Annotated in this window: 8 protein-coding genes and 1 pseudogene; 8 read left to right on the top strand and 1 reads right to left on the bottom strand. The window is 67.0% G+C overall.

Going from position 1 to position 12,287, the window contains the following annotated elements:
* Window positions 1-120: 120 nt before the first annotated feature.
* Window positions 121-338: pseudogene (locus ASE66_RS33320) on the bottom strand (transposase); the annotation flags it as partial.
* A 754-nt stretch (window positions 339-1,092) separates the two neighbouring features.
* Between ASE66_RS33320 and ASE66_RS19815 the strand changes: the two are divergent.
* From ASE66_RS19815 to ASE66_RS19850, 8 genes are all read left to right on the top strand, one after another.
* A complete protein-coding gene (locus ASE66_RS19815) occupies window positions 1,093-2,343 on the top strand; it encodes an ABC transporter substrate-binding protein (protein WP_057191431.1) in 1,251 nt (416 codons plus the stop codon).
* A 167-nt stretch (window positions 2,344-2,510) separates the two neighbouring features.
* Window positions 2,511-3,365: a helix-turn-helix transcriptional regulator gene (locus ASE66_RS19820; protein ID WP_057191432.1), complete on the top strand. Its 855-nt coding sequence runs from the start codon at window positions 2,511-2,513 to the stop codon at window positions 3,363-3,365.
* Window positions 3,358-4,371 carry a branched-chain amino acid ABC transporter permease gene (locus ASE66_RS19825; RefSeq protein WP_057191433.1) on the top strand — a complete coding sequence of 338 codons (1,014 nt, stop codon included), beginning with the start codon at window positions 3,358-3,360 and terminating at the stop codon, window positions 4,369-4,371. The genes ASE66_RS19820 and ASE66_RS19825 overlap by 8 nt, the downstream gene beginning before the upstream one ends.
* A 1-nt stretch (window position 4,372) precedes the next feature.
* Window positions 4,373-5,461, top strand: coding sequence for a branched-chain amino acid ABC transporter permease (locus ASE66_RS19830; RefSeq protein WP_057191434.1), 1,089 nt, complete (start codon window positions 4,373-4,375; stop codon window positions 5,459-5,461).
* The gene (locus ASE66_RS19835; protein WP_057191435.1) at window positions 5,458-6,246 is read left to right on the top strand and encodes an ABC transporter ATP-binding protein; all 789 of its coding nucleotides are present in this window, start codon (window positions 5,458-5,460) and stop codon (window positions 6,244-6,246) included. The genes ASE66_RS19830 and ASE66_RS19835 overlap by 4 nt, the downstream gene beginning before the upstream one ends.
* On the top strand, window positions 6,239-8,473 hold the full coding sequence (locus tag ASE66_RS19840) for an ABC transporter permease (protein WP_057191436.1): 2,235 nt from the start codon (window positions 6,239-6,241) through the stop codon (window positions 8,471-8,473). The genes ASE66_RS19835 and ASE66_RS19840 overlap by 8 nt, the downstream gene beginning before the upstream one ends.
* Entirely contained in the window at window positions 8,470-9,345 is an 876-nt protein-coding gene (locus tag ASE66_RS19845) for a phosphoenolpyruvate hydrolase family protein (RefSeq protein WP_057191437.1), read from the top strand. The genes ASE66_RS19840 and ASE66_RS19845 overlap by 4 nt, the downstream gene beginning before the upstream one ends.
* Window positions 9,346-9,372: 27 nt before the next feature.
* Window positions 9,373-12,276 carry a flotillin family protein gene (locus ASE66_RS19850; protein WP_057191438.1) on the top strand — a complete coding sequence of 968 codons (2,904 nt, stop codon included), beginning with the start codon at window positions 9,373-9,375 and terminating at the stop codon, window positions 12,274-12,276.
* Window positions 12,277-12,287: the final 11 nt, after the last annotated feature.

Genomic DNA, 12,287 nt, shown 5'->3' on the forward strand with positions numbered 1-12,287 from the left:
GGTCATGATCACCACCGAAGACCGAACCGCGCTGTCCTATCTTGTCAAACCCGTGATGGACCATGCCCACCGTGTTTTCCGCGAAAGATGACGGTGTCTGTAAAGCTTTGCGCGGTGGGCTCAACGGATCGCAGCAACACACTCGGCGAAGGTCTCTGCTGGGGTTCGATAGAGCAAGGTTTTTCTTGGCCGTTCGTTGAGCTGTCGGGCGATGGCACTGAGCTGGGCCTGGCTTTTCAGGGACAGGTCGGTCCCGTGAGGCAGGTACTGTCGCAGCAGCCGATTGGTGTTTTCGTTGGAACCGCGTCGCCAGGCGACCTGGGATCGCAGGAGTAGACCTCGACGTTCGAGGCGAGAGCCAGGCGCTTGCCATCGGCGAGCTGACCTTCAACGACCGCGACCACTGCAACTTGGGAGTCTGCCACAGGCACCTTTCAGGCCTCCGGGCCAGTTACCGAGATCGGATTCTCACGCAATTTGGTCGGTCCCTTCCGGCGCCTTGAGGGAGCCTCGCGCCGTGAGCGCCATTCCAGAATCTGCCGAAGACCAGACATGCGTGACGGAGGACTTTTTCAGCGTTCTTTGACCGCGTGTGCGTCGGCATTCATGCAGTGGGTCGGTCATGGCAGCTGGATTCGGGCGCTGGCTGGCGGACGGAGCTGGTTCCAACATAAGCAGCTCGCTTGGGCGAAGTTCAGCTGGAGGTGGCGCCAGCTTGAAGTCCTATTCTCTCCAGGGTCGGTGGCGGCGCGTCTGGATCGGCAACGCGAAGGCGAGCGCCGACTAGGCTGGCGGAGGGGATCCGAGAACAGCTCTCGTGAGCGAGGAGATGAGCGAGCCGGTCATTGGCAGGATTGTGCGAACCGGCCGTAGATCAGATCGATCAGCCTGCCGACGCCAGCCGCGGGGAAACACACGGTCATTGCGAGATGCCGCGTCCTCCCGATGGCGAAAAGCAGACCCTCGGCAATATCTACGACCTTGGCAGTAGACCGGCCTGTGCTAGCCTAGATTTAGAGCGGAATGAAAATCCGCCATCGGCTCCGCCGTTGAAACCTTCGGCGCGGCCGTCCACGCAGGGAGGTGAATGCAATGCGGAAGGCATTAATGGCCGCCGTCGCGGCGTGCGCTTTGATTGCGGCCGGAGGCACCGGCCAAGCTCAGGAAAAACTCAAGATCGGCGTATTGGCGACGCTCTCGGGCGCGCTGACCTCGGGTGGTGAGGACGGCGTACGCGGTGCTCAGGTCGCCCTGAAGCAGCGCGGCGGCAAGATCGCCGGCCGCGAGGTCGAGTTCATTATCGCAGCGACCGATGCCAGCCCGGACTCGGCGCTGCGGGCCGCGCGCAAGCTGGTCGAGCAGGACAAGGTCCAGCTCATCCTCGGGCCGCTCTCCGGTTCCGAGGGCATCGCGATGCGCGATTACTCGAAGACCGTGCCCAACGTCACCGTGGTCGATGCATCCTCGGGCGCGCTCGAGACGACCTATGTCAACCCATCGCCGAATTACTTCCGTTTCAACAGCAACGGCGCGATGTGGATGGCCGGCCTCGGCGAGTATGTCTTCAAGGACAAGGGCTACAAGAAGCTCGCTGTCATCGGCGAGGACTACTCCTTCCCCTATACGCAGGTCTTCGGCTTCGCGCTCGGCTACTGCAAGGCCGGCGGCCAGATCGTCCAGCGTCAATGGGTGCCGCTCGGCACCAAGGATTTCGGCTCGGTCATCGCCAATATCCCTGATGACGTCGACGCGGTCTTCCTGGCGCTCGGTGGCGGCGATTCCGTGAACTTCCTCAACCAGTACGGCCAGACCGGCGGCAAGGCCAAGTTCGTCGGCGGCTCGATCATGGTGGACCAGACCGTGCTGTCGTCGCGCGGCAACGCCAAGCGCCTGCTCGTCGGCACGCCCTCCTCGGGCGGCGTCGCCGATGCCTGGGACGATCCGAAATGGAAGGCCTGGGTCAAGGCCTATCAGGATGCGTTCCCGGCGGATAAGCGCTTCGCCAGCCCGTCGCTCTTCGCGACCAATTACCACAACGCTTTCAATGGATTGGCGACAGGTTTGGAAAAGGTCAACGCCGACCTCTCCGACGGCGGCGCCAAGCTCCGGGCTGAGCTCGCCAAGGTCGAACTCGATGCTCCGAACGGGCCGATCAAGCTCGACGACAACCGGCAGGCGATCGCGACGACCTTCATCACCGAGGTCGTCGAGGCGCCGAACGGCGACCTCACCAACAAGTTCGTCAAGACGGTGCCGAACGTCTCGCAGACGCTCGGCCTCTCCGCCGAGGCGTTCAAGGCCGTCGGGCTTCCGTCCCGGACCAATCCGGAATGCAAGCCCTAGTCGCTTCCACCGACTGACTCCCCGGAAAGGCCGCGACCCGATCGCGTCCTTTCCGGCCTGCCGTCCCGCTCTGGTCAACGACGTCGCGCGATCCATGTGCGCCGTCGGGCGAAGGCTCACCTGATGAGGCAGCCTTGAGCCCACCGGGCATTGCTACGCGAGGAGCCATGAGTCGCGCAGTCGCGGTCTGCCACGGTCCATTCGGACGGGTGTCGATCTACGATCTCGACCGCCCACTGGTGGTGCATGCCCACCGGGAAGCTCATCTGATCTTCTTCCTCGACGGCTCGCGCGGGCTCGTGACCGTCAACGATTGTACCGTTCGGGTCGATCCGTTCATGGGCGTTGCGATCAATCCCTGGGAACCACATAATTTCCAACCGGAGCAGCCGGGGGCCTTCGGGCTCTTCCTTGTCGTCTATCTCAAGCCGGAATGGCTGGCGGCGCAGGCCATGCCGTCGGCCGGCTCGCTGGTCTTCCCCTCCTGCGAACTGGTCGTGACCCGCGAACTCGCCGCCTGGCGCGATCAGGCCGTCGAAATGCTGCTGTCGCAGCATCGCGAGCTCAACCTTGCCCCGGTGCTGATGGCACTGGCGCAGGCGTCCAGCGAACCGATCGGGCCCGAGCTCGCCTCGTCACTGCTGCATCTTTCCGCTGAGGGCGCGATCGACCGGCGCGTGCTGCGCGCCTGCCGGCTGCTGGAGCAGCGTCCTTCCTGCGAAGGTGCGCTCGCCCGGGTTGCGCGCGAGGCCGGCCTGTCGCGCGCCCATTTCTTCAAGCTCTTCCGGGAACAGGTCGGGGTCACGCCGGCTGTCTTCTCCAATACGGTCCGGCTCGACGCGGCGCTTGACCGGATCGTTCTCTCGAGCGATCCGGTGACCAGCATCAGCCACCGCCTCGGCTTCTCCGGCCAGAGCGTGTTCACGCGCTTCTTTACCGCCCATATGGGCATGGCGCCCCGCGACTATCGCCGGGTGCTGCGCACCGTCGGCCTGCCGCAATCGCAGGCGAACCATGTCTGATTTCATCGGTCGCCGCCCGATCTGGTCGCTGGTGATCCTGATCGCGGTCGCTCTCCTCGCCTTTCTGATCTTCGCGGTCTGGACGCCGTGGATGGAGCTGACCTTCGGCCGGAAGCGCGTCTTCCTGAGCGCGCTCTTCAACGGCATCACGCTCGGCGGGCTGTATTTCCTCGTCGCCAGCGGCTTCACCCTGATCTTCGGCCTGATGCGCAACGTCAACCTGGCGCATGGCTCGCTCTATCTGTTCGGCGGCTATGTCGGCTACAGCATCGGCAACCTGACGGGCTCCTGGTTCGCCGCGCTGATCGGCGCCTTCGTGATCGTCGCCCTGGCCGGGATGCTGATGCAGGTGCTGCTCTTCCGCTGGATGGAGGGACAGGATCTGCGCCAGACGCTGGTCACGATCGGGCTCTCGATCATCGTCGCCGACCTGCTGCTCTGGGGTTATGGCGGCGACACCTTCCAGGTGACGACGCCGGACTGGCTGTCCGGGCCGATCCAGCTGCCTTTCGTCGTCGCGCTGCGCAGCAATGGCGAGGCGGTGATGATGATGTACCCGCTGGTCCGCATCGCCATCCTGGTCGGCGCTATCATCCTCGGCATCGCGATGTGGCTCGTGCTCAACCGCACGCGCATCGGCATGCTGGTGCGCGCCGGCGTCGACGACCGCGACATGCTCTCGGCCACCGGCGTGCGCGTGCAGCTCGTCTTCATCATGGTCTTCGCCTTCGGGGCCGGGCTCGCCGGCCTTGCCGGCGTCGTCGGCGGCACCTTCCAGTCGCTGCAGCCCGGCGAGGACACCAAGATCCTTTTGTCCTCGCTCGTCGTCGTCATCGTCGGCGGCATGGGCTCGATCCAGGGCGCGGCGATGGGCGCGCTCATCGTCGGCCTCGCCGAGCAGTTCGGCTCGGTCTACATGCCGACCTATGCGGTGATGCTGACCTTCGTCATCATGGTCGTGGTGCTGGCGATCCGGCCGCAGGGCCTGGCGGCGGTGAGGCGCTGAGATGGCGCTCGCAGAACCCCGCCTCGTCAGCGCGACGCCGCGCCCGCGCGAGGGGCTCAGTGAGGTGCTGGCGCGCCAGGGCGCCTCGTTCTGGATCGTCTCCGCGCTGCTGCTGGTGATGCCGCTGCTCGCGAGCCCCTTCTGGCTCGTCCAGATCCTCGCCTACGCGATGATCCTCGGCATGATTGCGCTCAGCCTGATGTTCCTCGCCGGCTATGGCGGCATCGTCAGCCTGGTGCAGATGACGGTCGCGGCCTTCGCCGCCTATCTCGTCGCCATCTTCGGCGACAGCGCCATCACCCAGATCAGCCTGAAATGGCCGTGGTGGACGGCGGTGCCGGTCGCGATCCTGCTGGCTACGCTGTTCGGGACGCTGAGCGGCATGCTTTCGGTCCGGACCGAGGGCATCTACACGATCATGATCACGCTCGCGATCGGGTCGGCCTTCTATTACCTGACCCTGCAGAACTACACGATCTTCAACGGATTCAGCGGTTTCAACGGAGTTCTTCCGCCGGTCTTCCTCGGGGTCGACTGGGGCAGCACGGTGCCGTTCTACTATCTCGTGCTCGGCTGCGCCGCCCTGGCCTATGCGGTGGTCGTCTATGTCTCGCGCGCGCCCTTCGGCCTCGCTTTGCAGGGCACGCGCGACAACCCCAGGCGCATGGCGGCACTCGGCTTCGACGTCGTCGCCCATCGCATCGCCGCCTACGCTTTCGCGGCGGTGATCGCCGCCTTCGCCGGGGTGTTGCTGGTCTGGTACCAGCGCCAGGTCTCGCCCGGGACGGGCGGGGTCGGGCCGGTGGTCGACATGCTGATCATCGCCGTGGTCGGCGGATTGAGCCGCCCGATCGGTCCCTTCATCGGCGCGCTGGTCTATGTGCTGCTGCGGACTTTCGCGCTCGATCTCCTCGACTGGGTCGGGTTCGAGGGCAAGCGCTATCAACTGCTGATCGGCCTCGGCTTCCTCGTCATCGTGCTGTTCTCGCCGGATGGGCTGGTCGGCATCTGGCAGCGCTTGCGCGACCGCTATCGTCGCAGCCGCGAGGCGCAGGCGGCGCAGATGCGGGCCGGTGGAGGCACGCCATGAGCGCCGTGCCGAGCCTGGAACGCCTGAGCACCGCCGGTTCGGCCAATGCGCTGGAGCTGCGCGGCGTCTCGCGCCTGTTTGGGGCACTGGCGGCGCTGTCCGACATCACCCTGTCGGTCCGTCCCGGCGAGCGACGCGCCGTACTGGGCTCGAACGGAGCGGGCAAGACCACGCTGTTCAACTGCGTCACCGGCGATTTTTCGCCGAGCTCCGGCGTCATCCGCTTCTTCGGCGAGGATGTGACGGCCTTCCCGCCGCATGAGCGCATCCGCCGCGGCCTCAGGCGCACCTATCAGATCTCGTCGCTCTTCGCCGGGCTGACGGTGATCGACAATGTCTACCTCGCCTGTCGCGGGGTCTCGCGGAACCGCTTCTCGCTGCGCCGGCCGGGCCGCGACGATACGCTGCAGCATGCGGCCGAGAGCCTGGTCGACGCCGTTCACCTGACGGCCGTCAAGGACAGGCTCGTCGGCGAGCTCGCCTATGGCCAGCAGCGCCAGCTCGAGATCGCGCTCGCCCTCTCGGGCGCACCGCGCTTCATCCTGTTCGATGAACCGGCGGCGGGCCTGTCGCCAGCCGAGCGGCAGGACCTCGTCCGGATCCTGACCTCGCTGCCGGCCCATATCGGCTACATCATCATCGAGCACGACATGGACGTGGCGCTGCGCGTCGTCGAGAGCGTGACGATGATGCACAACGGCCGCATCTTCAAAGAGGGACGGCCGGACGAGATCGAGTCCGATCCCGAGGTACAGGAACTCTATCTCGGGGGCGGTCATGGCTGAGCGCCTGAAAGCCCCGCCTGCCGCCGGCGTTCCGATCCTGCAGATCGCGGGGCTCAACGTCTTCTATGGCCGCTCGCACGCCGTCCAGGGCGTCGATCTCACGCTGCAGCACGGCGTGCTCTCGGTCATCGGTCGCAACGGCATGGGCAAGACGACCATGTGCAAGGCGATCATGGGGCTGGTGCCGATCAGCTCCGGCTCGATCCGCTTCTTCGGCGAGGAGATCGCCGGCCGTTCCCCGGCGGAGGTGGCGCGGCTCGGCATCGGCTATGTGCCGCAGGGCCGGAGACTCTGGCGCTCGCTGACGGTCGACGAGCATTTGCGGCTGATGCAGCGCGGCAAGCGCGGCGCCTGGACGCCGGAGCGCATCTACGAAGTCTTTCCGCGCCTGGCCGAGCGCCGCAATAATGGCGGCGGCCAGCTCTCCGGTGGCGAGCAGCAGATGCTGGCGATCAGCCGGGCGCTGCTGCTCAACCCGCGCCTCCTCATCATGGACGAGCCGACCGAGGGGCTCGCGCCGGTCATCGTCGCTCATGTCGAGGAGATGCTGGTCCGGCTGGCCGATCAGGGCGACGTCGCGATCCTGGTGATCGAACAGAACATCGGCGTCGCCACCCAGATGTCCGATCCGGTGGCGATCATGGTCAACGGCCGGATCAACCGCATCATCGCCTCGGCGACGCTGGCTGGCGACCGCGAATTGCAACAGCGCCTGCTCGGCGTCGGCCGCCATGGCCATGACGAGACCGATGCGGTGCCGGAGGCAGCACGTCCCGGCCCGGCCGGACAGGCCGCCTCCGCCACCTCAAGCGGGCCGATCCGCGTCTATGTCTCGAACCCGGTCATCCCGAACCGCTGGTCGCAAGCCGTGCCGGCCGCACGGATCGAGGCCCAGGCCCGCACCATTTCGCGCCCGATGCTGGCGACGCGCGATGGCCAGGCGGTCCGGCCGCTCGCGGCCGCGGCAATCAGCGAGCCTTATGTCGTCGTCGCCGGTACGCTCGACACCAAGGGCGAGGAGCTGCGCTTCATCCGCGACCTGATCCGGGCCGAGGGCTTGCGTACCCGCCTCGTCGACCTCTCGACCTCAGGCCGCAGCGCCGGCGGCGACGTCACCCCGCAGGAGGTCGCCCTCGCTCACCCGAAAGGTTCGGCCGGCATCGCCTCGGGCGATCGCGGCACCGCGGTCGCGGCGATGACCGAAGCGTTCAAGGCCTGGCTGCCGCGCCAGCAGGGCCTCCTCGGCATCATCTCGGCCGGCGGCTCGGGCGCGACCGCGATGGTGACGCCGGCGATGCAGGAACTGCCGGTCGGCCTGCCCAAGCTGATGATCTCGACCATGGCGTCCGGCGATGTCCGCGCCTATGTCGGAGCCGCCGACATCACGATGATGCACGCCGTCACCGATGTGCAAGGCGTCAACCGCGTCTCGCGGCTCGTGCTCGGCAATGGCGCGCATGCCATCGCCGCCATGGCCAAGGCCCGCCTCGCCGAGCTGAAGCCCGAGGCGCCGCGCCGCCGCGAGGCCGAGAAGCCGCTGGTCGGGCTCACCATGTTCGGTGTGACCACCCCTTGCGTGCAGCAGGTCTCCAGGCTTCTCGCCGATGAATGGGAGCCGCTGGTCTTCCATGCCACCGGCACCGGCGGGCGTGCCATGGAGAAGCTGGTCGATTCCGGCCTCGTCGGCGCGGTAATCGACGTCACGACCACCGAGATCTGCGACCTGCTGATGGGCGGCTTGCTGCCGGCGACGGAGGACCGTTTCGGCGCGGTCATCCGCACTCGCATTCCCTATGTCGGCTCTGTCGGCGCGCTCGACATGGTCAACTTCTTCGCGCCCGAGACGGTCCCGGAACGCTATCGCGGCCGGCTGCTATATCCGCACAACCCGCAGATCACGCTGATGCGGACCACGGCGGAAGATAATGCGCGCATGGGCCGCTGGATCGGCGAGCGGCTGAACCAGATGGAAGGGCCGGTCCGCTTCCTGCTCCCCGAGCTGGGCGTCTCCGCTTTGGATGCGCCCGGCCAGGCCTTCCACGACCCGGCAGCCGATGCGGCGCTGTTCCAGGCGCTGGAGCAGACGGTGCGCACCGGCCCCGGCCGGCAGCTGATCCGCCTGCCGCTCCACATCAACGACCCCGCTTTCGCCGCCGCTTTGGTGCAGCAGTTCCGCGCGCTGCACGCCGGCAGGCGCCGCGAGCGGGCCGGCGGAGGCAGGACATGACGAGCTTCGACAAGAAAACCCTGCTGAAGCGTTTCCGGGCGATGATCGCCAGGGGCGAGCCGATCGTCGGTGGCGGCGCCGGCACGGGCCTGTCGGCCAAATGCGAGGAAGCCGGCGGCATCGACCTGATCGTGATCTACAACTCCGGCCGCTACCGCATGGCCGGCCGCGGCTCGCTCTCCGGGCTGATGCCCTATGGCGACGCCAACGCCATCGTCATGGAGATGGCGGCCGAGGTGCTGCCGGTGGTCAGGAACACGCCGGTGATCGCCGGCGTCTGCGGCACCGATCCGTTTCGGCGCATGGACGTCTTCCTCGACGATATCAGGCGCCTCGGCTTTTCCGGCGTGCAGAACTTCCCGACCGTCGGGCTGATCGACGGCACCTTCCGCGCCAACCTCGAAGAGACCGGCATGGGCTTTGGCCTCGAGGTCGAGATGATCGCCCTTGCCAACGCCAAGGGTCTGCTGACCACGCCTTACGTCTTCTGCGAGGACGATGCCCGGGCGATGGCCAAGGCCGGGGCCGACATCATCGTCTGCCATCTCGGCCTCACCACCGGCGGCTCGATCGGCGCCGGGACAGCGCTCAAGCTCAAGGATTGCCCGGCGCTGGTCGAGCGCTGGGCCAAGGCTGCGCTCGCCGTGAAGAAGGATGCGATCATTCTCGTCCATGGCGGGCCTGTCGCCGAGCCGGCCGACGCCGACTTCATCATGAAGAACACGGTCAACTGCCACGGCTTCTACGGGGCATCCTCGATGGAGCGCCTGCCGGTCGAGGTTGCGATCCGCGATCAGACCCGCGCCTTCAAGCAGATCGGCCGCGACCTCAAAACCAGCAAGCCGGCACGCAAGCCCGGCAAGACGAAATGACCCGGACTCGGGCGGGAGGATGATGACATGACCGGGCAACTGATCGGATCGCTGATCCTCTGGCTGATCGTGGCGGTGATCGTCATCGCCATCGTGGTCTATCTGGTGAACTGGCTCTACCGCCGGTCCTCGAAGGAGGTCTCCTTCGTCCGCACCGGCCTGTTCGGCGAAAAGGTGGTGATCAATGGCGGCGCCTTCGTGCTGCCGATCATCCACGATGTCACGCCGGTCAACATGAACGTGCTGCAGCTGGCGGTGACGCGGGCGAGCAACGACGCGCTGATCACCCGCGACCGGATGCGCGTCGACATCGACGCCGAGTTCTATGTCAGGGTGAAGCCGGAGCGGCAGTCGGTCTCGGTCGCCGCCGCCACGCTCGGCCGGCGCACCCTGCAGCCGGACCAGCTCCATGCCCTCCTGTCGGGCAAGTTCATCTCCGCTCTCAGGACGGTCGCCTCCGAGATGACCATGGAGGAGATGCACGAGCAGCGCGGTGCCTACGTCCAGCGCGTCAAGGATGCCGCCGCCGAGGCGCTCGACCAGAACGGTCTCGTGCTGGAATCGGTCGCGCTGACCGACCTCGACCAGACCGACCTGCAATATTTCAACCCGTCGAACCGCTTCGACGCCGCCGGCCTGACGCGGATCATCGAGGAGATCGAGGACAAGCGGAAGCTGCGCAACGACATCGAGCAGGACTCGATGATTCGGATCCGCACTCGCAATCTGGAAGCCGAGCGCCAGGCGCTCGACATCGAGCGCGAGAGCGAGATGGCGCGTCTCGACCAGCAGCGCGAGATCGAGATCAAGCGCGCCATGCAGCGCACCGAGGTCGCCCGCGAGCGCGCCATCCGCGACACCGAGGCGGAGCAGGCCCAGATCACCTCGCGCGAAGAGATCGAGAAATCACGCATCGCCAATGAGCGCGGGATCAGCGAAGCGCGCATCGCTTCGGAGCGCGACATCCGCCAGCAGGAGATCGCCCGGACGCAAGCCGTCGAGGAGGCTGAGATCGCTGCGCACGAGCATGTCGAGAAGGCGCGCATTGCCAACGAGCAGGCGATCAATGTCGCTCGCATCGCCTCCGACCGCGACATCCGCCAGAAGGAGATCGAGCGTACCAAGGTGCTGGAAGCGGCCGAGATCGCCGCACGCGAGGCGACCGAGAAGGCCCGCATCGTCCAGGAGACGGCGATCAACGCCGAGCGCATCACCCGCGAGCAGGAGGTGCGCAATCGCGAGATCGAGCGCACCCGCGCGCTCGAGCAGGATGACATCGCCGCGCGTGAATCGGTCGAAACCGCCCGCATCTCCCAGGAGGAGCGCGTCCGCGCGCTCCAGATCGCGCGCAACCGGGCGCTCGACGAGGCCGAGATCGCCGCGCGCGAGGCGATCGAGAAAGCCCGCATCGCCCAGGAGAACGCGATCGCGGCCGACCGCATCGCGCTCGACCAGCGCACCCGCCTGCTCGAAATCGGGCGCACCGAAGCGATCGAGGCGGCGGAGATCGCCTCGCGCGAGGCGACCGAGAAGGCTCGCATCACGCAGGAGCAAACCATTTCGAGCGCGCGTATCCGCCGCGACGAGGATGTGCGCAGCCTCGAAATCGCCCGCAACCAGGCGATCGACACCGCCGAGATCGCGGCGCGCGAGGCGACCGAGGCCGCCAGGATCGCGCAGGAGCGGGTTAACGCGGCCGAGCGCATCGCGGCGGAGCTCGCGACGAAGGAGCTGGAGATCAAGCGTGCGGCCGAACTCGACGGTGCGGAGCTCAAGCGCCGCGACACGGTCGAGCGGCAGCGCATTACGACCGAGCTGAAACTCGACCAGGAGCGCATCACCTCGACCAGGACACGCGAGATCGCGCAGATCGCCCAGAAGGAGGCGATCGAGGTCGCCGAAGAGCAGCGTGCCATCGTGCTCGCTGCCAAGAAGGTCGAGCGGGCCGACGCCGACAAGACGTTGCGCCAGGCCGAGATCACCGCGCGCCAGCAGGTCGAGACCGTCGACATCGCCCGCGAGCAGGCGCTGGAAGCGGTGCGGATCGAGCGCCGCCGCGCGCTGGAGCAACTGGAAATCGCGCGGAATCAGGCGCTGCAGGAGGCGCAGATCGTCTCGAACGAGGAGGTCGAGCGGGCCCGCATCTCGTCCGACCGCGGCCTCGACGAGGCCCGCATCGGCCGCCAGCGCGAACTGCGCAAGCTTGAGATCGGGCGCGAGCGCGAGGTCGAGGCGGCCGCCATGGACAAGGCGATCGCCATCTACGCCAAGTCGCTGGAGGAATCGGCGGCGCAGGTCAGTGCCGAGATCGCCCGCGCCAAGGCGGTCGAGGCCGAGGAGAAGGTCAAGACCGTCCGCGAGAGCGAGAGCGCACAGAGACGCAAGACCGTCGAGATCCTGCTCGCCGAGAAGGCCGCCGAAGAGTCCCGCATCGCGTCCGAGGCCGAGAAGGTGCGCCGCGCCGTCGATGCCGAAGCGCAGAAGCTGCTCTACGAGGCCGAGAACGTGCTCAGCGATGGCGCCCGCTACGGGCTGTTCCGCCGCCGCCTGCTCGACAAGATCGAGGGCATCGTCCGCGAGAGCGTCAAGCCGATGGAGAAGATCGAGGGCATCCGCATCCTTCATGTCGATGGGCTCGCCGGCGCGGCCAGCGGCGCCGGCGGCGCGGCACGCTCGCCCACCGACGAGGTCATGGAGTCGGCGCTGCGCTACCGGGTCCAGGCGCCGATGATCGACCAGGTTCTGAAGGAGATCGGCATCGAGGGCGGCAATCTCGCCAAGATGGGCGGGCTCATGCGCGAGGCCTCGGACATGCAGCGCGTCGCCAAGGAAGCGCAGCCGGCCAAGGAGCCGCAACCGGCCAAGCCGAAGGAGGCTGGCGAGCCCGGCCCAGCGGGCGGTGGCCGTTCCGGCCCCCGCAAGAAGTCGTGAGGCGCTGACCG

Source organism: Allobosea sp. Root483D1, from assembly GCF_001429505.1.
Taxonomy (GTDB): Bacteria; Pseudomonadota; Alphaproteobacteria; order Rhizobiales; family Beijerinckiaceae; genus Allobosea.